Origin of the sequence: uncultured Phyllobacterium sp. (genome assembly GCF_902479695.1) — a bacterium.
Lineage (GTDB): Bacteria > Pseudomonadota > Alphaproteobacteria > Rhizobiales > Rhizobiaceae > Phyllobacterium > Phyllobacterium calauticae.
In genome coordinates this window covers 29,921-51,637 of record NZ_CABSQF010000020.1, presented here as the reverse complement: position 1 = coordinate 51,637, position 21,717 = coordinate 29,921, and the positions used below count along the sequence as shown (strand labels likewise).

Here is a 21,717-nt window from a genome sequence, read left to right as displayed (position 1 = left end):
CATGACCCCTGCTACGCCCGCCTCATTCCAGTTCACGCCTGCCACCCGCCATCTGCGGCTCGATCCGCACGACCAGGTCTTCGTGCAGAATCCCTACGGCACCTATGCCGCGCTGCACGCGCAGACATCGGCGTTCTTCTGGGAGGAATACGGCTTCTGGTGTTTCATCGGCTATGACGGCGTCAACAAACTATTGCGCGACCGCCGCTTCGGCCGGGAAAACCGCCACGGCATCGCCGATTCCCAGGGCAACACCGGTGATCGCGCGCATCTGAAGGATTTCGACCACGTCGAAAAATTCTCGATGCTGGAGCTGGAACCGCCCACCCATACCCGGCTGCGCACGCTGGTGAACCGGGCCTTCGTCTCCCGGCAGGTGGAAAGGCTGCGCCCGCGCATCGAGACGCTGGCGCACGCGCTGATCGACCGCTTCGAAGCAAAGGGCAAAGCCGATCTCATCGCCGATTTCGCCACGCCCATTCCTGTCACCGTGATTGCCGAAATGCTCGGGGTGCCGACGGAAGCGGCGCCGCGGCTTCTCGACTGGTCACACCGCATGGTGGCGATGTACATGCACGGCCGCAACCGCCGGTCGGAAGACAGCGCCAACGCCGCCGCTGCCGAGTTCTCCAGCTTCCTCAGGGACTATGCCGGACGGCGGCGCAGCGAACCGGCCGACGATCTTCTCAGCCTGCTGCTGGCGGCCGAGGCGGATGGTGCGAAACTGTCGGAAGATGAACTGATCACCACGGCGATCCTGCTGCTCAATGCCGGGCACGAAGCCACGGTGCACCAGACCGGCAATGCGGTCAAAACCATCGTGGAAAGCGGCCGCAGCGCCGCCGACCTGTTTTGCGATGCGGATTCGACGGCGCGGACCATCGAGGAATGCCTGCGTTTCGACGCGCCGCTGCACATGTTCACGCGCTATGCCTATGAAGAAATCGACCTTGGCGACGGCATTGCGGTGAAGCCCGGCGACCAGATCGGCCTGATGCTCGGCGCGGGCAACCGCGATCCCAACGCCTTTGCCGATGCCGGAGCTTTCCTGCCGGGACGGTCAGACCAGAAAAACCTCTCCTTCGGCGCGGGTATCCATTTCTGCATCGGCGCACCGCTGGCGCGGCTGGAACTGCAGGTCTCGCTCAAAGTGCTGTTCGACCGGCTTCCCGGGCTGCATTTCAAGGAAGCCCCGCGCTTCAAGGATACCTATCATTTCCATGGATTGGAGCGGTTGGAGGTGGAGTGGTAAGCACGAGTTCGCACTCACAACCTGATCACATATTCCTTGCGCGTTGTTTCGATGACTTCCCAGGTGCCGCGAAAGCCGGGGCGCAGCACAAAACTGTCTCCGGCCTGCAAATGCTGCTCCTTGCCGCCCTCTTCCGTGACGATCGAGCGGCCCGAGAGAATGTGGCAGAACTCCCACTCGTCATAGACGATGCGCCATTTGCCCGGCGTTGCTTCCCAGACCCCGGCGTAGAGGCCGCCATCGGCCTCGTCGCAGTTCCAGGTGCGGAACTGCGGATCGCCCGCGATCACCCGATCTGCCGCCGGGGCGCCGTGTTCGGGATCGATGCTGCCGAAATCGATGGTGACGAAATGCGACGATGCCATGGGTCTATCCCGCCTTCGTCAAAGCCTGGTCGAGATCGGAAATCAGATCCTCGACGGTCTCGATACCGATGGACAGTCGCACCACATCCGGCCCCGCACCTGCGGCGATCTTCTGCGCATCGCTCAATTGCCGATGCGTGGTCGATGCGGGATGGATGATCAGGGACTTGGTATCGCCGATATTGGCCAGATGCGAAAACAGCTGCAGGTGCTCGACCAGCTTGACCCCGGCTTCGTAACCGCCCTTCAGCCCGAAGGTGAAAACCGCACCGGCACCGCGCGGCGCATATTTCTGCTGCAGGGCATGATAGGGGTCGTCCGGCAGCCCGGCATAGCTGACCCAGGCAACCTTTGCGTGGCTGGAAAGCCACTGCGCCACCTTCAACGCATTGTCCGCATGGCGCTGCATGCGCAGCGGCAAGGTCTCGATCCCCGTCAGGATCTGGAACGCGTTGAACGGCGACAGCGCCGGCCCGAGATCGCGCAGGCCGAGGACGCGGCAGGCAATGGCAAAGGCAAAATTGCCGAAGGTTTCGTGCAGCACGATGCCGTTGTACTCGCTGCGCGGCTCGGACAGCAGCGGATAGTTGCCCGACTTCGACCAGTCGAACGTGCCGCAATCGACAATCACCCCGCCCATGGAATTGCCATGGCCGCCGAGGAATTTGGTCATGGAATGCACGATGATATCGGCACCATGTTCGATGGGACGGATGAGATAGGGCGACGCCAGCGTGTTGTCGACAATCAGCGGCAGGCCGTGCTTGTGGGCGATGGCAGCGATGGCCTCGATATCGGTGACGATGCCGCCGGGATTGGCAAAGCTCTCGATGAAGATTGCGCGAGTCCGGTCGTCAATCTGCGCTTCGAACGAGGCGAGATCGTCGGGTTCCGCCCAGCGCACATGCCAATCGAAGGACTTGAACGACTGGCCGAACTGATTGATCGAACCGCCATAGAGCTTTCTGGAGGCAATGAAATTGTCGCCGGGCTGCATGAGTGTATGAAACACCAGGAACTGTGCCGCGTGGCCCGATGCAACCGCCAGCGCCGCGGTGCCGCCTTCCAGTGCCGCCACGCGCTCTTCAAGCACCGCATTGGTCGGGTTGGTGATGCGGGTATAGATATTGCCGAAGGCCTTCAGGCCGAACAGCGATGCGGCGTGGTCGGCATCGTCGAAAACAAAGGCCGTCGTCTGGTAGATCGGCGTGGCGCGCGCGCCGGTTGCCGGATCGGGCTGGGCGCCCGCATGTACGGCAAGAGTTTCAATTCCGGGTGCGCGGTGCGCCATGGTTCATCTCCCTGTCATTCCTGATTTTGCTACACGCTATGGGATCGCAGCTTTGCCGCCAACCTATTTTGGCGATCTGAGGCCAAAACTCTGGAAGCCCTGCCGCATCTGCGGTTTTTTCGCCGACAGGATGCGCGAATTGACGCCGCTCCAGCCGATCTCGCCGCACAGCCGCGCATATTCGATCTTCGGGCAGCGATTCATCACCACCTGAATACCCGCCGCTTCGGCCCTGCGTGCCGCTTCGTCGTGGCGAACCGTCAACTGCGTCCAGATGACCTTCGGCAGCGGCGTCAGCGTCAAGACCTCATCGACAATCGCCGGCACGGCCTCGGAGGCGCGGAACACGTCGACCATGTCGATGGCTTCAGGGATATCGGCGAGGCGCGCAAAAACCTTCTGGCCGAGAATGTCCTTGCCCGCCTGTCCCGGATTGACCGGTATGACCCGGTAGCCCTTGTCGATCAGGTACTTCATGACAAAGAAGCTTGGCCGCACCTCATTGGCTGATGCACCCACCATGGCAATGGTTTTGACGGATGAAAGAATGCCGCTGATATAGTCGTCCGGGTAATGATCGTGATCCATGCGCTTATTCGCCCGTCCATTCCGGCTTGCGCTTTTCGATGAAGGCGTTGATGCCTTCCTCCGCATCGTGCGCCAGCATGTTTTCCACCATCACCTGCGCCGTATAGGCATAGGCCTCGGAAAGTCCCATTTCGGCCTGCCGATAAAAGGCTTCCTTGCCTGTTTTGACGGTTAAAGTCGATTTCTCCGCAATGGCTTGCGCGTATTTCCTGACAATCGGATTCAGGTACTCCTGCGGCACGACCCGGTTGACCAGACCGAACTCCCGTGCGGTCGAGGCATCGATGATCTCGCCGGTGAGGAGCATTTCCATGGCCTGCTTGCGCGAGACATTGCGCGACAGGGCCACCATCGGCGTCGAGCAGAACAGGCCGATATTGACGCCCGGCGTGCAGAATGTCGCCTTGTCCGAGCAGATCGCCAGGTCGCAGGACGCGACAAGCTGACAACCGGCAGCCGTTGCAAGACCGCCGACGGCGGCAATCACTGGCCTTGGATGGTGGACGATGGCCTGCATCAGTTCAGCGCAGAGCAGCATCGTCGTCTCGAAAAAGGCCCGGCCCCGATCAGCGTCCTGCCGGTGCGCGGTCAGTTCTTTCAGATCATGGCCCGCCGAAAACAGCTTCTGCGCCGAATCGATGATGATCACGCGCACCGCCTTGTCATCCCGCGCCGCATGCAAATGATCGAGCAGCAGGCGCATCATGGCGAGCGAGAGGGCATTGGCGGGCGGATTCTGCAATGTCAGGCGCAGAACGCCCGAGGCAAGCTCATATCCGACGATTGGTTCATCCTTGCGGATAATGTGAACTTCTCCCATATCGCTCCTCATTCCCCAGCGCTTGCAACCCGGTCAAAGACTGGTCCATTGTTTATAGAGTGGTTTGATCGAACTCACGTGCTTTTTGACAATAGCGAGATTCTCCGCCGACGGGCGTGCTTTCTCGACCGTTGCCAATCCGCTCCTCAGGCCGTCGATCATTTCCGCCTTCTGCTTATCGGTCAGGTTGGGCATGGACGGAATGGAGGCGATGGCCTTTTCCACCTCCTCGCGCGGTTCCGGATTGGTCACCCAATGATAGGTCACCATGATCGTTCTTGTGGTTTCGCCCCAGTCATTGAAATCCTTGAAGCCGTATTCCGCCGCCTTTTTGTCCAGCCGCGCCGTTGCTTCCGGTGAAAGGACGGCATTGCCCGCCGCTTCTTCCTTCATCTGCGCGCCAACGGGGGCAAAGCTGTAGAGAAAGCGCTTGATGATATCCTGGGTCAGCGCCACCGGCCGGACCGGCAGGCTGAAGGGTTCGATCTGCGGCGCGGTCTGTGCAAAGGATGGCACCACGGGTGTTGCCGCCAGAACGGCAATGAAAAACAGCGTGGATCGGAGCAGCGTCATGACTGGCTTCCTTGCAAAGAAGACACGGATGATTAGGAATACCAGCGATCATCGCCAGAGAACAGATGGAGTGCCCTTTGGAAACGGCAATGGATGTAACAGCGTTAACGGCCTTTCTCGAGCGGGAGTTTCCACAGGTGAACGCTGACGGGGTTGCCTACACCGTCACCGGTGCCGGCCCGGGTTATGCCACGATGCGGCTTGATCCGGCGGACCGGCACCTGCGCCCCGGCGGCACGGTATCGGGACCCACCCTGTTTGCCCTTGCCGATATTGCCGCCTATGTGGCGATCCTCGCGCAGATCGGCCCGGTCGCCCTGGCGGTGACGACCAATCTCAACATCAACTTCCTGCGCAAGCCGCAACTCGGGCCCATCGATGCCACGGCAAAGGTGCTCAAGCTGGGCAAACGGCTCGCGGTGATGGATATCGCGCTCACCAATGGCGAAGACAACGAACTCGTGGCCCATGCCACCGCGACTTATTCGATTCCGCCGCGCAGCTAGGGCTGCAAGCGAGCCCAAAATCCCGCAAAACGCTGCAAATCCGGGCAAGAAGCGTGTGGTAATATAATACCTTTTCCATAAGCTATTGTTTTATAAAGAATATTTGTCAAAACTGCCAAAAACATCTGCTTGACGTGATCCTGTTGGGCCGGTATTGAACCCCTCGACTGCGGTAGGTTCTTCCTGCCGCATTTAACTGTTGCGTGAATGACTACCATTGACGCAACGCAAGCAACAAGAAAAGCCTTCCTATGTGAAGGATGATCTCAAGGACGAACACAAATGGCTACCTTCTCTCAGAAGCCAGCAGATGTGACGAAAAAGTGGATCCTGATTGACGCCGAAGGTCTCGTCGTCGGCCGTCTCGCTTCCATCGTCGCCAACATCCTGCGCGGCAAGCACAAAGCAACCTTCACCCCTCACGTTGACGATGGCGACAATGTCATCATCATCAATGCTGAAAAGGTTGCGCTCACCGGTAAGAAGTTTACCGACAAGGTTTACTACTGGCACACCGGCCACCCAGGTGGCATCAAGGAACGCACTGCCCGTCAGCTGCTCGAAGGCCGTTTCCCGGAACGCGTCGTCGAAAAGGCTATCGAGCGCATGGTTCCCCGTGGTCCGCTCGGCCGTCGCCAGATGAAGAACCTCCGCGTTTACGCAGGTTCCAATCACCCCCATGAAGCTCAGGCCCCAGAAGTCCTCGACGTTGGCGCGCTGAATTCCAAGAACAAAAGGAGCGCATAAGAATGGCTGAGCTCAATTCGCTCGCAGATCTCGGTACTGCCGCCGCATCGACGCAGGCAGCTGCACCGGTTCATGTCCAGAAGCTCGACGCCAATGGCCGTGCCTATGCAACAGGCAAGCGCAAGGATGCGGTTGCCCGCGTCTGGATCAAGCCAGGTTCCGGCAAGATCATCGTCAACGAAAAGGAATACGGCAAGTATTTCGCCCGTCCGGTTCTGCAGATGATCCTGCAGCAGCCAATCGTTGCCGCTAACCGCGCTGGCCAGTACGACATCATCGCGACCGTTGCCGGTGGTGGTCTGTCCGGTCAGGCCGGTGCCGTTCGTCACGGCATTTCCAAGGCCCTCACCTACTTCGAACCTGCCCTGCGCGGTGTTCTGAAGAAGGGTGGTTTCCTCACACGCGACAGCCGCGTTGTTGAACGTAAGAAGTACGGCAAGGCGAAGGCCCGTCGTTCCTTCCAGTTCTCGAAGCGCTAATCCAGCGTTTCAATTGGACAGAACAAAAAGCGGGCCCTCGGGTCCGCTTTTTTGTTGCCAATAAATGCGTTTGCGGTAGCTTCGCCGCCAAGCTGAAGATGCATTATCCCGGAGTTAGAAATCCAATGCCATCGAAGACCATCGATCACGCCTTCACCGCACGGACCCCGACCAGCGCTGCGACCGATCCCACACATGCAGGCGCACTGTCCTTCATGCGCCGGCGCTATACGAAGAATCTGAACGGTGCGGAAGTGGTGGTCTGGGGCATTCCCTTCGACGCCGCGGTTTCCAACCGGCCGGGTGCGCGGTTCGGCCCGCAGGCGATCCGGCGGGCATCGGCTATTTTCGACAATGACCCGCAGTACCCCTTCCAGCGCGATCTGTTCGAAGACCTCGCGGTGATCGACTACGGCGATTGCCTGCTCGACTACGGCAATCACCAGAAGACTCCAGCGACAATCGAGCGCGAAGCGGCCAAGATCGTCAAATCGGGCGCGTTCCTGCTCTCCATGGGCGGCGATCACTTCGTCACATGGCCCATCCTGAAAGCGCATGCGGCCAAGCATGGCCCGGTGGCACTGGTGCAGTTCGATGCGCATCAGGACACATGGTACGATGACGGCAAGCGCATCGATCATGGCTCCTTTGTCGGCCGGGCAGCGCGCGACGGCGTCATCGACCCCGCGCATTCGATTCAGGTCGGTATTCGCACCCACGCGCCGGATGATTGCGGCCTGCAGATCGTCTACGGTTATGAAGTCGAGGAAATGTCAGCTGCGGAGATTGCCAAGGCGATCATCAAGCGCACCGCGGGCAAACCCGTCTATCTCACCTTCGACATCGATTGCCTCGACCCGGCTTTTGCTCCCGGAACCGGCACGCCCGTTGCCGGCGGCCCGTCGTCGGCGAAAATCCTTTCGGTGCTGCGCCATCTGACGGAACTTAACATCGTCGGCGCCGACGTGGTGGAGGTCGCGCCCGCCTATGACCATGCGGATGTGACGGCCATCGCCGGTGCCACAATAGCGATGTACTATCTTGGTATTCTTGCGGAGAAAAAAGCCAAGCGACGAAGCTGATATTCTGATTCAGGGTTCTTACATAATGAATCCGGTTTTCTCGCTAACTCTCTGAATATCAAGCGCCAAAGGCATCTCACATGAAACCGAAAATCTTTATCGACGGCGAACACGGCACCACAGGACTGCAGATCCGGACACGGCTTGCCGGCCGTCATGATCTCGAAGTCCTCTCCATTCCGGAAGCGGAGCGGCGCAACAAGGACATGCGCGCCGACTTCCTGAAGAGCGCCGACGTGGCAATCCTCTGCCTGCCGGACGACGCGTCGAAGGAAGCCGTCGCCATCCTTGAAGGCCATAATTCCACGCGGATCATCGATACATCGACGGCGCACCGGATTCATCCTGATTGGGCCTATGGCTTTGCCGAGCTCGACCGGGCGCAGCGGCAGAAGATCGCCGATGCACGGCTGGTGGCTAATCCCGGCTGCTATCCGACCGGCGCGATTTCGCTGGTCCGGCCGCTGCGTGATGCGGGCATTCTTCCCGGCGATTACCCGATCACCGTCAATGCGGTTTCCGGCTATACCGGCGGCGGCAAGCAGATGATCGCGCAGATGGAAAATCCCGCTAATCCGGACCATATCAGCGCCAACAATTTCCTCTACGGCTTGCCGCTCAAGCACAAGCACGTCCCGGAACTGCAGACGCACGGCCATCTCGACCGGCGTCCGATCTTCAGTCCCAGCGTCGGCCGCTTTGCCCAGGGGATGATCGTGCAGGTTCCCGTGTTCACCGGCGACCTCAACGGCAATGCCTCGCTGGAATCCATCCATGCTGCCCTGACAGCCCATTATGAAGGCCAGGACATCGTGCAGGTGGTGCCGCTGGCGGAGAGTGCATCGCTTGCAAGAATCGATGCGGAGGAACTGCGCGATACCGACATCATGAAGCTGTTCGTGCTCGGCACGGAAGGCCAGGGACAGGTGAACCTCGTGGCGCTGCTCGACAATCTCGGCAAGGGCGCTTCCGGCGCTGCCGTGCAGAATCTCGACCTCATGCTGAACCATGGCTGACAGCATCCACGAGACGTTCCCGGCCGAATGGCAGATATCTTCTCCGGAACTGTTCGTTGAAACCCATACCAGCCGCATCATCATGGTGCGGCTGGCTGACGGTACACCCGCCGTGGTGAAGGCACTCAACGAAACCGGCATGCGGGAAGAGTTGCGCGGCGTGCACTATCTCGACTGGCACGACGGCAACGGCTCCATCCGCGTGCTGGCCGAAAATGGCAATCTGCTGCTGCTCGAACATGCCGGCAGCCGCACTCTGCTGGACCATCTGAACGCGCATGGCGACGATGCGGCCACTGCGATTGCTGTCGATGTCCTGCTGAAACTGCAGGGCAATAATGGCAAGGGCAAATCCTTCGCACCGGACCTGCGGCCATTGCGCGAACAATATGCCAGCCTGTTCAAGAAGGCGGAAATCGACCGGAACAACGGCGATGCCAGCATTTTTGTTGCAGCGGCGGGGATTGCCGACACGCTGCTCAGCAACCCGGTCGACGTTCAGCCGCTGCATGGCGATGTCCACCACGAGAACATCCTTCTGGGCGATCGGGGCTGGCTTGTCATCGACCCGCAGGGGCTTTTGGGCGATCCCATGTACGATGCCGCCAACATGTTCTACAACCCGTTGGAACGGCAGGATTTGCGCACCAGCGACCAGCGTGTTGCAACGATGGCCCTCACTTTCTCCCGCGCCTTCAACCGCGATATCGGCACCATCCTCGGCTATGCCATGTCGCATGCGGCGCTGTCGGCTTCGTGGCACACGGAAGACGCGAATTTCGAGGAAGCGGAGCGGAGCCTCGGCGTCGCACGGGCAGTGCAACGCGTAATGGCCTCACTGGGCTGAGCGCCGGACCAGGCGGGCGACCGTCAGGAATGTCAGGACGCCGAGAATGCCCACCGTGGCGGCAACCGACAATGCCAGCGTCGGCCCGAGCTTTTCCATGATGAAGGCGAAGATGAACGGCGCGGATGACGATACGATCAGCCGCGCCGAGGTGATCTTGCCCAGAATTTCGCCATAGCCCTGATGCCCGAACAGCGCCAGCGGCAGGGTCCCCTGAACGATGCTGTTGAGCCCCGATCCCATGCCGAAGAGCATGGCGAAGACCACGGCGCCCGCCACCAGCGGCACAGGCAGTGGCGCGATCAACATCAGGAACGATAACGGGATCAGGGCCGTCGACAGCACCGCAATGGCCATAGCCGACAACCGGGTGCCGAAAACCATGTTTACCAGACGCGCGGCGAACTGCGATGGCCCAAAAATGGCACCGACCAGGACGGCCGACGTACCGACACCTACGGCAGCCAGAACAGGCACCAGATGCACGAGCATGGCAGACAGCGAAAAGCTTGCCAGCGAAAATCCGGCCATGATCAGCAGCAGCGCCGAACGCCTGTTCTCGATGGGCAACTGCCCGCCGACGCCCCTGGCGGATTCATCCGCGCGTTCCTCATGCAGCTTTGGCGAGCGCCGCGTCATTTGCGACAACCAGAAATGGATGGGAAAACAGATGAAGACCTGCAATCCCGCATAGAACAGGTAAATCTCCCGCCACGTAAACACTGTCAGCAGATGTGTTGCCAGCGGCCAGAACAAGGTCGAGGAAAACCCGGCTATCAGCGTCAGATAGGTGATCCGGCGCGGCGCCGTCTGCGGATCGATCTGCACAAGCACCGCAAAGGCCGTGTTGTAGAGGATGAACGGTGTGGCCATCCCCGTTGTCACGAGTGCCGGAGCGAACCAGATCCAGCTTGGCGACAGGACGCAGAGGATGAGCGACAGCGCTGCGGCGAGCGAGCCGAATGTCATCACCCGCCCTGCTCCGAAGCGGTCGGCCCAGCGGCCGGACCATGGCGAGATGATGCCGCCGATCAGAAGCGTGCCGGAGAAGGCCGCAAACAGCCATTGGCGGGACTGGCCGAACTCCTGCGCCATGGCCGGTTCGAGAATGCTGAAACTGTAATAGAGCGTGCCGTAGCTGACGATCTGCGTGACACCCAGACCTGTAACGGCGGCCAGTGAGCGTCTTGCGCTGAGAATCATGATGGTTGCTTTCGATACGGCGGGAATGCCCCGCTGTCCGTAGCCAGCGAAGCTCTCGAATCACTACACCGAGTCTCGGTGCAAATACAGTTCACCCTATCGCCGGGCAGAAATTTCCGTTGGCAAGGGGTATGCGCCCTTGGTTGCGCGCCAATGGGCAACGGCGAAACCCAGGATGACGATGGCAAATCCCTGATGCAAAAGGCCCAGGCTCATCGGCACCTGCATCAGCAGCGTGGTGATGCCGATGGCTGCCTGCGTGAGGACAAGGACCACCAGGAATATCGCACGCCGCGCATGGGTGGTACCCGGCAGGCGCCGCACCGTCGAGACCGCCTGCCACAGCGCCGCAAGCAGCACGAAATAGGCGAAGCAGCGGTGAACGAACTGCACGGTCTTGGGATTCTCGAAGAAATTGTGCCAGATGGGCTGGATCGGGAACATGTCGCCGGGAATGACGGCCCCATCCATCAGCGGCCAGGTATTGTAGGAAAGACCGGCATCCAGCCCGGCAACCAGGGCGCCGAGGTAAATCTGGATGAAGACAAACACCACGAACCAACCTGCCAGACGTTGGATGCCGCTGCCGGCCGGCCGTTCCGAATAGACGGCAAGACCGCGTGCCACGTACATTACGGCGGCAAAGATGATGCAGGCGAGCGTCAAATGGGTCGCCAGCCTGTACTGGCTGACGTCGACGCGGCCGCTGAGACCCGATGCAACCATCCACCAGCCCACGGCGCCCTGCAGGCCGCCAAGCGCCAGGATGCCGATCATGCGCGGCTTCAGCAGCCGTTCAAGCCGGCCGGTCAGCCAGAAGAAGGCAAGCGGAATGGCGACGAGGAAGCCGACGCCCCGCGCCAGGAACCGGTGCGACCACTCCCACCAGAAAATGCGCTGGAATTCGCCAAGGCTCATGCCCTTGTTGAGCTGTTCGTACTGCGGAATGAGCTTGTATTTCTCGAACTCTTCCAGCCATTGCGCGTGGTTCAAGGGAGGAATGATGCCGTGGATCGGCTTCCATTCGGTGATTGAAAGGCCCGAACCGGTCATGCGCGTCGCACCGCCGACCAGAACGATCGTGGCGAGCACAAGCAGCACGAGATAGAGCCACACGCGGATCAGTCTGCGGTTGCGCGCTTCGCGATCTCCGGCGGAGGACACAGCGCCTTCGGATAGGGTGTGGGCGGCCATTCAAAACACTCCTGTAACTGGCCGGATAGGTGCAGCATATGCGCCGGGATGACAAGCCGGGTTTACGCGACAAGCCGTCGCGTTTTTACCGCAAGGGGGGCTTTTTTGCTTTTCGGCTGCGGCTTAACCGGTTAGATGAGACCCTTGCGCACGTGTTGCAGATGAAAAAGACCAGAACTGGAATGGATTCATGCCCGTAAGGCTCAAGAAACTCATCGGAACCATCCTGCTGGTTACCCTGGTTTGCGTCTACGCCATCGTCGCCACGATCTTCGCCGTGGCGCTGCTTGCCAATGCCAGCCCGTGGATCCACCTGATCTATTTTCTTGGCACCGGCCTGCTTTGGGTCATTCCCGCCATGTTCATCATCAGCTGGATGGAAAAAGCACCAAAGAAGAAAGCCTAACTCAGGCCTGAATGACGCGCCGCCCCGCATTGGCAATCGGCGTCGTCACCCCGCTCATCATCGTCTGGGCGTAAACCAGCTTCTGGAAGCGGCCATTGATGGAGATGCGCGGCAAGGCATGCAGATTGTTGCTGTGCTCGGTATGGATGGTTCCATGCCGGGTCGTAACACCAGACAGGAAACCCTCTGCCGCGGCAATTTCCGCCTCCCGCTTACCGGCCGCCTTGGCTGAGCCGTAGGGATAGGCAAAATGCTGCGGCCGCCGCCCGAGCTGGTCCTCGATCATGCCTGCCGACAGATGCATTTCCTGCGCGACCATGCCCGCCGTCAGCTTTTTCAGATTGTAGTGGTGCACCGTGTGGCCGCCGATGGTGCACAGCGGATCGCGGTCCATCTGGCGGATTTCGTTCCAGCTCATGACATCGCGGTCCGGCGCGACGCTGCACACCATATCCTCCGCCGCGCACATCTCGCGCAGGACAGGCATCTGTTCCAGTTCGGTCAGCGTATATGAGAAATACCGCATAATGGCATGAAAAGCCGATCTTTTCTGGGAAAGCGTCCCGCATCGCCATTCCGGCCCGTCGGGGATTCGGATGAAATCCGCCTTGGCGACAAGGCTTTCGACCACTTCCCACCACAGCACCGCCGCCCCTTCGATGAAACCCGGTGCGACATACACGACGAACGGCACCGAATGTTTCTGGAAGACGGGATAGGCGTGGTGGAAATTATCGTCATAGCCATCGTCAAGCGTCACCGCGACGAAACGCCGGTCGGAACGTTTGCCACTCTTCACCCGTTCGACCACCTCGTCCATGGAAATGAACTCGGTTCCCTCGGATTTGAGCGAAACGATGATCTGTTCAAGGAATGCTGGCGTGATAGACAGGGAGCGCGTCACGCCAAGCGGGCTGACGCAGTCCGGACGGACGCGATGCAGCATGATGATCGAGCCCAGCCCGCCAAAATGCTCGCGCGCCGTCGACGCAAAACCGGTGTGCCACGCCAGTCGCATCACGGCCTTTCGTATCAAGTCGGCCGCGTGGACCATTCCTTCACCAATTCGCGCTAATAGGCATGTTGAAACGGGATCGTGACCGTCATTTCATGCAGATTAAGTGTTTATATATCGTTGATCAACGGCATGGTATTTGACGCAACACCGCTTTCACTGGAACCCGCCATGCCTTTACCCCATCTCGATCCAAGAATCATTGCGGCACCCGGTGAAATCGCAACAATCTGGCGATCCCTGCCGCAGAACCATGTCTGCGGCCCGGCACAGTCCGAAGATTGGGTTTCCCTGTGGCAGGCGAATGTCAATGCGGATTGCCTGATCGCTTGCCTCTGCGCCGGAGAAATACCGGTCTTCGTTCTGCCGCTGGCGATCAGCCGGTCCGGCCCCTTCAGGGTCGCCGCCTACCCCGGCGGGCCGCATGCCAACTGCAATTTCCCCGTTGTGTCCCCCGCGCATGCCGTCAGCCCCGGCGACCTGAACCGGCTCTTCGAGGCCCTGCACCAGTCGCGGCCGGACATCGACCTCGTCACGCTGGAACGGCAGCTTCCGCTGCTCGACGGTTGCGCCAACCCGCTGCTGCAACTGCCGAACCGGGTAAATGCCAATATCAGTCTGGCGATCACGCTGGATCGCAATTTTCAGACGGTTCTCGAGCGCCACAACGCCAAGCGCAAGAAGAAAAAACACCGCAACAGCATCGGCAAGTTTGCCGAGGTCGGCGGGTACCGCATTGTCACGGCAACGGTGCCAAGCGAGGCCGATGCCATGCTTGAGAACTACCTTGCAAACAAGGCGGAAAAGTTCGCCAAATCCGGGATCAGGAATACCTTTGAACCCGAGGAAATTCAGCGTTTCTTCCAGCAGTTGTTTGCCCGGCACGCGGCGAAGGAACAGCCCCTGTTCCAGCTCAAAGCCGTCGAGGTCGCCGGGCGTTATCGGGCGGTCCTCGGCAAATCCCGGGCGAGAACGCAGACCTTCATCGACTTCATCGGCATTGCCGACGATGACATGAGCAATGCCAGTCCGGGTGAGTTCCTGTTTTTCGAAGACATTCAGGACAGTTGCAACACCGATCTTGCCTCCTATAGTTTCGGGGTTGGCGACGAGCCGTACAAGCGGAACTGGTGCGATGTCGAAACGCTCCTCCATGACACGCAGCACAGCCTGACGGCCAAGGGCCGCGCCTGTGCCGCCTACCGCGCCGCCTGCGGCAATCTCGTGCGTGCCGTCAAGAGAAATGACCACCTGTGGACCACGGTGAAAAAACTGCGGTCCCGGCTCTTTGGCCGCGCCTGAACAGTCTCAGTGGCGATGGCTCGTGGCAGCGGCGCGGACGATCAACCCGTCGTCCAGCTCAAGCGAGCCATCCTTGAACGGGGTGAGAAGCTCGGGCTTGATGAACTCGCCGTCAAACAGCGCCATGGATATGGCCTTGACGCCACGGTCTTCAGGATCGACCAGGCTCAGCACGAGTTCGGAACCATCGTCGACAATGTGCTTCAGCTCGGCCGCCGTGGCCGGTCCGCTGTCGATGACCACCAGATCATAGGCGGACTGCAAGGCATTGAGAATCATCGGCAGGCGCCCGATGGACTGCATGGCCTTGACGGGGTCATGGATGCCGAGGGGAATGAGTTCCGCCTGCGAATAATGATCGGCGTGGATGACTTCGCTGAATGACCGCTCATTGGCCAAAAGGTCGGTCATCCCCGCGAGATTCTGGCCATCCAGCATGGAACGGCCGATTTCACCCGATCCGGTCATATCGATCAGAACGACCCGCACGCCGCGATCGGCAAGCTCCCGCACCAGCAATATGGTCAGCGCGGAGGCCTCGTCCCCTTCCGGCGACACGATAACCGCGCGGGCGGCACCGCTTGCCATCAGGCGGTCGGCAACGCCGGCAACACCCGAATGATCCGCATGGTGATCGGGACTTTCTACGGATGGCGCGGCAGCCAGAACCGGGGCTGCAACGGATGGCGCCGTGAATACCGGTGCGGCAACCGGCGACGGCTCCGCATGCAGGGGCTTGCTGCTTTCAACCGGAGGCACAGCCGCTGCCACGATTTTCGGGGGAGCGACCACCACCTTGGGTTCCACCACACCAACATCTGCAACGGCCGTGTGCGCAGGACGCAGGGCCCGGCCGCTGAACAAGGCGCTGAGCAGCGTGCCGATGCTCAGGACCAGCAGCGAGGCGACAAAGGCCGCAGCGGTCATCGGGAGAACCTTGGGGAAATAGGGCTCGACCGGCTTGTCCGCACGGGAGAAAATCCGGACATCGGCAGGCAGATAGCCGCGATCCGTGCGTGAGGAAGCCTCGCGGTAGCGCGTCAGGTATGATTCGAGCAGCTGGCGTTGCGCCGTCGCCTCGCGCTCCAGTGCGCGCAATTCCACTTCTTCTTCGCCGGCCTTGGATGATTGCGCCTTCAAACCATTGAGGGTGCGCGTCAGTTCGGATTCACGCAGACGGGACGTTTCCGCCTCGTTTTCAAGGCTGGCAAGCACCTTGCGGGCCTCCAGCCTGATCTGCTGATCGAGATCGGCCAGCTGCGACCGCAGGGCCTTGATGCGCGGGTGGCCGCTCAGCAGGGACGCGGACAGATCGGCAATGTCGTTGTTGAGCTGAACCTGGCGTTCGCGCAGCCGCTGGATCAGCGGCGACGCCATCACATCAGGCAGGGTTTCCACCGGGGCACCCTTGGCGAGCGCTGTGCGAATACCCGTCGCTTTGGCTTCACTGGCCGCCTTGCTGGCGCGCACGCGCGACAGTTCCGATGACAGTTCGGACAGTTGCTGCGTGGCCAAAACCGCATTGTTCTGGCCGATCAGCAGGTCAGACGAGCTGCGATAGGCGGCAACCTTGGCTTCGGCATCCTTTACCCGCTTGCTCAGATCGGCAATTTCAGGTTCGAGCCAGCCGGTGGCATCGGCATTCGACTGGGATTTCGACGCCTGTTGCGTTGCCACATATTCATCCGCGATGGCATTTGGCACCGCGGCGGACAGCGTCGGGTCCTTCGAGGAAAACTGGATGACGATGACGCGCGAATTCTGCACGCTGTAGACCACGAGGCGATCGCGCACGGCCTGCAGGATATAATCATCGCGTGCCGTGGCATCGGGATCGGCCGCCAGGCCAAGCTTGGCCAGGATACGCGTCAGCGCTGAAGGATCGGCACCAGCAGCGAGTTCAGCATTGTTGCCCAGGTCAAGCTTTGCGATCACCCGCTTCAACAGGTCGGACGAACCGATGAGTTCCACCTGGCTCTTGATTCCCTCCTGATCGAGAATCGGCCGGTCGTCACCCTGCTCGCCGCTGGGGCGGGTAAACACGGATTCGCGCGTCTCGATGAGAATGCGTGTTTCCGCGCGGTATTTGGGCGAAATAAGCGAAAGAACCAGGAACGCCGCCAGCGTCAGCAGAATGGCGCCCAGCAAAACGCGCACCCTGTTGCGCCATAAACTGGCAAACAGCGCACCAACGTCAATATCCACGTCACTATCGACAGAGCCAGCCCGAGGCATTCCCCACTCCACTTTGAATGCCGCAATGGTAAAGACCCATGGTAACCAGCGGGTTAAAATATCCGGACTATAAAGCAGACAGCGCAACAAAAGTGCACGCGCAGTTTACCAGCCATTAACCCTAATGAACTGATAATCCCGCTCAGAGTCGAGCGAATTCGTCGCCATTGTTGCAAGGGTATTTACGGTGTTCAGCAAGCAAATCTTTCTGGTCGCGATCAGCGTTGTGTCGATGACACTCGGCGGCTGCGCCAGTTATCGCCCTGCCCCTGCGGCATTTCACGACGCCATCAACAAACCCTACCTGCTCGATGCGGGTGACCGGGTGCGCCTGACCGTGTTCGAACAGGAAGGCTTGACCAATACCTACAGCGTTGATCAGGCCGGTTATATCTCGGTGCCGCTCATCGGCAGCGTGCCTGCCCGCGGCAAGACAATCCAGCAGATCGAAGCCGCCGTGGCCGCCAAGCTGCGCAAGGGCTATTTGCGTGATCCTGATGTCGCCGTGGAAGTAGACCGCTACCGGCCGATCTTCGTCATGGGCGAAGTCGGCGCCGCCGGTCAATATTCCTACGTGCCGGGAATGACCGCCCAGAAGGCGATTGCCGCTGCCGGCGGTTTCAGCGCCCGGGCCAATCAGGGGGATGTCGACATCACCCGCCAGCTCAACGGTGAAATCCTCACCGGCCGCGTGACGATTTCCGATCCCGTCCTGCCCGGCGATACCGTCTATGTGCGCGAGCGCTTCTTCTGATCGCGGGAGATGAGCGACAGCCGATCCCTTCGTATTGTTCACTGCTTTCGCGCACCTGTCGGGGGAATATTCCGGCACGTGCGCGATCTCATTGATGCACAGATAAAGGCAGGGCATCAAGTCGGCGTTGTCTGCGACGCATCGACCGGCGGGGATTTCGAAGAGGCCCTTCTGGCACAGATGCGGGACAAGCTGGCATTGGGGATGAAACGCATCGCCATGCAGCGGCAGATCGGCCCCGGCGATGTGATGGCGGCGGTGCGCACCCGCAAGATGCTCAAGGCAATGCAGCCGGATATCCTGCATGGACACGGCGCCAAGGGCGGCACCTATGCCAGACTGTTCGGCTCGCTGCTGCGGCTTTCCGGAAAGCGCGTCGCACGGTTTTACTCCCCGCATGGCGGCAGCCTGCACTACAGCCCGGCCACCACGGCCGGCCGCGTGATTTTTCGCATCGAGCGCTTCATGGAAGGGATGACCGACCGGATCATCTTTGTCTCCGCTTTCGAGCGTGACACATACATCACCAAGGTCGGCGCGCCGCGCTGCAAATCCGCGCTGATCTATAACGGTCTGGCGGATGCTGATTTTGAACCCGTCCGGCCGGACAAGGATGCCGCGGATTTCCTGTTCATCGGCGAACTGCGCAGCCTGAAAGGGCCTGATATTTTTATCGACGCCCTGGCAGGCGTGAGCACCATGGGCGGACAGGCACCGACTGCCGTCATTGTCGGCGATGGCGGCGAGCGCGATCCGCTTGTCCGGCAGGCTGAAGCGACGGGCATGCACGCGCAGATCAGGTTTCTGCCGCCCATGCAGGCGCGCGCAGCGTTTCGTCTTGCCCGGATTGTGGTCATTCCCTCCCGCGCCGAAGCCCTGCCCTACATTGTCCTGGAAGCGCTGGCCGCCGGCCGGCCCGTCATCGTCAGCCGTGTCGGCGGCATTCCGGAGATAGTGGGTGAGAATTCCGTCGCCCTGGTGCAACCGGATGCGCAGGAGCTTGCCCGCAAGATGTCCGCCGTTCTCGGCGATCCCGCCGCCTATCTGGCTGCCCTTCCCGGTCCCGATCAGATCAGACAACGCTTCAGCGCCGACAGCATGGCGGCGCAGCTCGAGACGGAATATTTCGCCGCGCTGAATGAATAGGCCGAACCCCGTCCGCATGCATTTTTCAGGCAAGCATTCCTTAGCTCATCCGTGATATGACGGATCAATCGAACTCTTCAAGGTGCAGTATGAAAGACAGAAAAGGGGAAAACAGGTTCTCGCGGGATGCCGTGCGCGATCTTGCGGCCGATGCCGGGTCGTCCAAACCGGCGGAAAAGGTCAAACTCAGCCCTGTCGCTTACCAGATTGCCTCGCAATATGCGCGCAACAGCAATTCGCCCGTCATGATCAGCGGCATCATGCGCATCGTGGAATTCCTGATTATCCTGTTGACCGGCATGACGGTCTTTCTGATGTATGTCGGCCCGCAGCGGGGGGCAATCTTCAGTTATTTCTCCGCCGTTCTTGTGACCGCCATTGTCGGCGTGCTCGTCCTGGAACTCACGGACAGTTACCAGCTTGCGGTGATGCGCAATCCGTTCACCCGATTCGGTCGCCTGCTGATGGCGTGGTCCGGCACCTTTGCGCTGATGGCGCTGGCCGCCTTTTTCCTCAAGATTTCCGAGGCCTATTCGCGGGTCTGGCTGGGCACCTGGTATGTCTCCGGGCTGATCCTGTTCATTGCCTTTCGCGTGATCATGTCGCGGCTTATCCGCCGCTGGGCCCGCAACGGCAAGATGGAACGCCGCGCCGTGATTGTCGGTGGCGGCAAGCCGGCCGAGGACCTGATCCGCTCGATCGAGCAGCAGCCCTACAACGATATCCGCATCTGCGGCGTCTTCGATGACCGGGATGCCAAGCGTTCCCCGCCCGTCGTCGCGGGTTATCCCAAGCTGGGCAATATTTCCGAGCTGATCGAGTTTGCGCGCATCGCGCATATCGACATGCTCATTGTCTCGCTGCCGATCACGGCGGAAGAGCGCGTTCTGGCGCTTCTCAAGAAGCTCTGGGTCCTACCGGTGGATATCCGGTTGTCGGCCCACAACAATCACCTGCAGTTCCGCCCGCGCGCCTATTCCTATATCGGCTCGATCGCCATGATCGATCTGTTCGACAAGCCCATCAATGACTGGGATTCCGTGGCGAAACGGGCATTCGATATCGTCTTCAGCCTGTTCGGCATCATTGTCTTCAGCCCGATCATGCTGGCGACCGCCCTCGCCATCCGGCTGGAGAGCAAGGGCTCGGTCATTTTCAAGCAGCGGCGGCACGGCTTCAACAATGAAATCATCGAGGTCTGGAAGTTCCGTTCCATGTATACGGAAATGTGCGATCCGACGGCGCGCAATGCGGTGGTGAAGAACGATCCGCGCGTCACGAAGGTCGGACGCATCATCCGCAAGACATCCGTCGACGAATTGCCGCAGTTTTTCAATTCCCTGATGGGAACGCTTTCGCTGGTCGGGCCCCGGCCGCACGCCATATCGGCCCATACCCACAATCTGCTCTACAATGAGGTCGTGGACGGCTATTTCGCCCGCCACCGGGTCAAGCCGGGTGTGACGGGGTGGGCTCAGATCAATGGCTGGCGCGGTGAAATCGATACGGAAGACAAGATCAAGATGCGGACGGAGTTCGATCTCTACTACATTGAAAACTGGTCATTGTGGTTCGATCTGAAAATCCTGTTCCTGACACCGGTCCGCCTGCTCAACACGGACAACGCCTATTGAGCGCCGCCGCCGATCCCACTGATTCAGCCCATGTCGGCAGGGCCGCCGGCAACCGTGCGCTGATCCGGATGTTTTCGATGACAGCCGTCGGGTTCGGCGTGTTCCTCAGCGGGTTCGTCATCAACGAACCCGCGCCCTACGAGTTGTACATGGCTACCCTGATCGTGGGCTGGGCACTCTTCGGCCTGCGCTTCTCGCGTAGCGTGGTGGTTCTTCTCGCAACGCTTGTGCTGTTCAATCTCGGCGGCTGGCTGTCGGTGGCGCAGATGGCCGATCTGAAGACCGCACCGATGTATATGGCCGTGTCGCTGTTTCTGGCGCTCACGTCCGTATTCTTCGCTGCGATCATAGAAGGCAACCACCGCATTCTGCGGGCGATCTTCAACGGCTATGTGATCGCGGCGGTCTGCACGACGATGCTGGGGATTCTCGGCTATTTCGACGCCTTCCCGGGGGCGGAGGTTTTTACGCGCTATGGCCGCGCCATGGGCGCCTTCAAGGATCCCAACGTCTTCGGCCCCTTCCTGATCCTGCCGATTGCCTGGCTGGTGCATGGCATACTGGTGGGCGATCTGCGGACCCTGCCGCTGCGCCTCGTGCCCACGCTCATCCTCACCCTCGGCGTTTTCCTGTCGTTTTCCCGTGCCGCATGGGGCATGGCCGTGCTGGTGATTGCGGGCCTTGCCCTGGCGCTGTTCATCCGCAGCCCGAGCCGCCTCTTCCGCATCAGAATCATCCTGCTTGCCGGCCTGGCGGTCGCGATTCTTCTCGTCGCCATCGTCATCGCGCTGCAGATTCCCAGTGTGTCGGAACTGTTCTTTGCGCGCGCCCAACTGGTGCAGGATTACGACAATGCCCAGTTCGGACGCTTCGCCCGCCACTGGTATGGCCTGCTGATGTCGGTCGATCATCCCCTCGGGATCGGACCGCTGGAGTTCGGGCCCATCTATGGCGAGGATACCCACAATATCTGGCTGAAGGCGGCGCTTGATTATGGCTGGATCGGCTTCGTCAGCTACCTGACCCTGACCATGCTGACGCTGGGTCTTGGCCTGCGCATCCTGTTTCGCGACAGGCCCTGGCAGCCCTTCCTGCTATGTGCCTATCTCACCTATCTCTCGCATGTGGCCATCGGCAATGTCATCGATACCGATCACTGGCGCCATTTCTACATTCTTGTGGGTATCATCTGGGGCTGCGTCGCGCTGGAAGCCCGATATTCCCCGGCGCCCGCCGCTTCTGAAGCAAGGGTGTGAAGCCGT

At 60.3% G+C, this 21,717-nt stretch carries 22 protein-coding genes; 13 read left to right on the top strand and 9 right to left on the bottom strand.

Features of this window, described 5'->3' with window-relative positions; genetic code table 11:
• Position 1: 1 nt before the first annotated feature.
• Complete coding sequence (locus RDL77_RS13870) at positions 2-1,252, top strand: cytochrome P450 (RefSeq protein ID WP_288193354.1); 1,251 nt, start codon at positions 2-4, stop codon at positions 1,250-1,252.
• 14 nt (positions 1,253-1,266) lie between these two features.
• On the opposite strand, the gene RDL77_RS13865 is transcribed toward RDL77_RS13870, so the two are convergent.
• The 5 genes from RDL77_RS13865 to RDL77_RS13845 form a co-directional block, all read right to left on the bottom strand.
• Complete coding sequence (locus RDL77_RS13865) at positions 1,267-1,617, bottom strand: cupin domain-containing protein (RefSeq protein ID WP_288193352.1); 351 nt, start codon at positions 1,615-1,617, stop codon at positions 1,267-1,269.
• Positions 1,618-1,621: 4 nt separating this feature from the next.
• Positions 1,622-2,908 (bottom strand): O-acetylhomoserine aminocarboxypropyltransferase, encoded by a 1,287-nt coding sequence (locus RDL77_RS13860; RefSeq protein ID WP_288193351.1) that lies wholly within the window; start codon positions 2,906-2,908, stop codon positions 1,622-1,624.
• 63 nt (positions 2,909-2,971) lie between these two features.
• Entirely contained in the window at positions 2,972-3,496 is a 525-nt protein-coding gene (locus RDL77_RS13855) for a CoA-binding protein (protein WP_288193350.1), read from the bottom strand.
• A gap of 4 nt (positions 3,497-3,500) precedes the next feature.
• Positions 3,501-4,316, bottom strand: a complete 816-nt coding sequence (locus RDL77_RS13850) for an enoyl-CoA hydratase (RefSeq protein WP_288193349.1) — start codon at positions 4,314-4,316, stop codon at positions 3,501-3,503.
• A gap of 33 nt (positions 4,317-4,349) precedes the next feature.
• Positions 4,350-4,889: a hypothetical protein gene (locus tag RDL77_RS13845; protein WP_288193348.1), complete on the bottom strand. Its 540-nt coding sequence runs from the start codon at positions 4,887-4,889 to the stop codon at positions 4,350-4,352.
• A gap of 89 nt (positions 4,890-4,978) precedes the next feature.
• Between RDL77_RS13845 and RDL77_RS13840 the strand changes: the two genes are divergently transcribed.
• From RDL77_RS13840 to RDL77_RS13815, 6 genes are all read left to right on the top strand, one after another.
• Positions 4,979-5,395 carry a PaaI family thioesterase gene (locus RDL77_RS13840; protein WP_288193347.1) on the top strand — a complete coding sequence of 139 codons (417 nt, stop codon included), beginning with the start codon at positions 4,979-4,981 and terminating at the stop codon, positions 5,393-5,395.
• 282 nt (positions 5,396-5,677) lie between these two features.
• On the top strand, positions 5,678-6,142 hold the full coding sequence (rplM, locus tag RDL77_RS13835) for a 50S ribosomal protein L13 (protein ID WP_182547164.1): 465 nt from the start codon (positions 5,678-5,680) through the stop codon (positions 6,140-6,142).
• A gap of 2 nt (positions 6,143-6,144) precedes the next feature.
• A complete protein-coding gene (gene rpsI / locus RDL77_RS13830; protein ID WP_182547165.1) occupies positions 6,145-6,621 on the top strand; it encodes a 30S ribosomal protein S9 in 477 nt (158 codons plus the stop codon).
• 125 nt (positions 6,622-6,746) lie between these two features.
• Positions 6,747-7,703: an agmatinase gene (speB, locus tag RDL77_RS13825; RefSeq protein WP_223615752.1), complete on the top strand. Its 957-nt coding sequence runs from the start codon at positions 6,747-6,749 to the stop codon at positions 7,701-7,703.
• A gap of 80 nt (positions 7,704-7,783) precedes the next feature.
• Positions 7,784-8,719, top strand: coding sequence for an N-acetyl-gamma-glutamyl-phosphate reductase (gene argC / locus RDL77_RS13820; RefSeq protein ID WP_288193346.1), 936 nt, complete (start codon positions 7,784-7,786; stop codon positions 8,717-8,719).
• Positions 8,712-9,566, top strand: coding sequence for an aminoglycoside phosphotransferase family protein (locus tag RDL77_RS13815; RefSeq protein ID WP_288193344.1), 855 nt, complete (start codon positions 8,712-8,714; stop codon positions 9,564-9,566). The genes argC and RDL77_RS13815 overlap by 8 nt, the downstream gene beginning before the upstream one ends.
• Here the strand turns inward: RDL77_RS13815 and arsK are convergent.
• Positions 9,555-10,769 (bottom strand): arsenite efflux MFS transporter ArsK, encoded by a 1,215-nt coding sequence (arsK, locus tag RDL77_RS13810; protein WP_288193343.1) that lies wholly within the window; start codon positions 10,767-10,769, stop codon positions 9,555-9,557. The genes RDL77_RS13815 and arsK overlap by 12 nt on opposite strands.
• A 96-nt stretch (positions 10,770-10,865) precedes the next feature.
• Complete coding sequence (locus RDL77_RS13805; protein WP_223615748.1) at positions 10,866-11,963, bottom strand: COX15/CtaA family protein; 1,098 nt, start codon at positions 11,961-11,963, stop codon at positions 10,866-10,868.
• 190 nt (positions 11,964-12,153) lie between these two features.
• Between RDL77_RS13805 and RDL77_RS13800 the strand changes: the two genes are divergently transcribed.
• Positions 12,154-12,369, top strand: coding sequence for a DUF2842 domain-containing protein (locus RDL77_RS13800; protein ID WP_105735541.1), 216 nt, complete (start codon positions 12,154-12,156; stop codon positions 12,367-12,369).
• 1 nt (position 12,370) lies between these two features.
• Here RDL77_RS13800 and RDL77_RS13795 read toward each other — a convergent pair whose 3' ends face one another.
• Complete coding sequence (locus RDL77_RS13795) at positions 12,371-13,387, bottom strand: polysaccharide deacetylase family protein (protein ID WP_288193391.1); 1,017 nt, start codon at positions 13,385-13,387, stop codon at positions 12,371-12,373.
• 168 nt (positions 13,388-13,555) lie between these two features.
• Between RDL77_RS13795 and RDL77_RS13790 the strand changes: the two genes are divergently transcribed.
• On the top strand, positions 13,556-14,686 hold the full coding sequence (locus tag RDL77_RS13790; protein WP_288193342.1) for a GNAT family N-acetyltransferase: 1,131 nt from the start codon (positions 13,556-13,558) through the stop codon (positions 14,684-14,686).
• Between the two features lie 6 nt (positions 14,687-14,692).
• Here RDL77_RS13790 and RDL77_RS13785 read toward each other — a convergent pair whose 3' ends face one another.
• Positions 14,693-16,921 carry a GumC family protein gene (locus RDL77_RS13785; protein ID WP_288193340.1) on the bottom strand — a complete coding sequence of 743 codons (2,229 nt, stop codon included), beginning with the start codon at positions 16,919-16,921 and terminating at the stop codon, positions 14,693-14,695.
• A gap of 232 nt (positions 16,922-17,153) precedes the next feature.
• On the opposite strand from RDL77_RS13785, the gene RDL77_RS13780 reads away from it, so the two are divergent.
• The 4 genes from RDL77_RS13780 to RDL77_RS13765 all read left to right on the top strand — a co-directional run bounded on the left by RDL77_RS13780 (position 17,154) and on the right by RDL77_RS13765 (position 21,711).
• Positions 17,154-17,675 carry a polysaccharide biosynthesis/export family protein gene (locus tag RDL77_RS13780; RefSeq protein ID WP_223615777.1) on the top strand — a complete coding sequence of 174 codons (522 nt, stop codon included), beginning with the start codon at positions 17,154-17,156 and terminating at the stop codon, positions 17,673-17,675.
• Between the two features lie 9 nt (positions 17,676-17,684).
• Complete coding sequence (locus RDL77_RS13775) at positions 17,685-18,821, top strand: glycosyltransferase family 4 protein (protein ID WP_288193338.1); 1,137 nt, start codon at positions 17,685-17,687, stop codon at positions 18,819-18,821.
• An 89-nt stretch (positions 18,822-18,910) separates the two neighbouring features.
• The gene (locus RDL77_RS13770) at positions 18,911-20,455 is read left to right on the top strand and encodes an undecaprenyl-phosphate glucose phosphotransferase (protein ID WP_223615744.1); all 1,545 of its coding nucleotides are present in this window, start codon (positions 18,911-18,913) and stop codon (positions 20,453-20,455) included.
• 77 nt (positions 20,456-20,532) lie between these two features.
• The gene (locus RDL77_RS13765) at positions 20,533-21,711 is read left to right on the top strand and encodes an O-antigen ligase family protein (protein ID WP_308526405.1); all 1,179 of its coding nucleotides are present in this window, start codon (positions 20,533-20,535) and stop codon (positions 21,709-21,711) included.
• Positions 21,712-21,717: the final 6 nt, after the last annotated feature.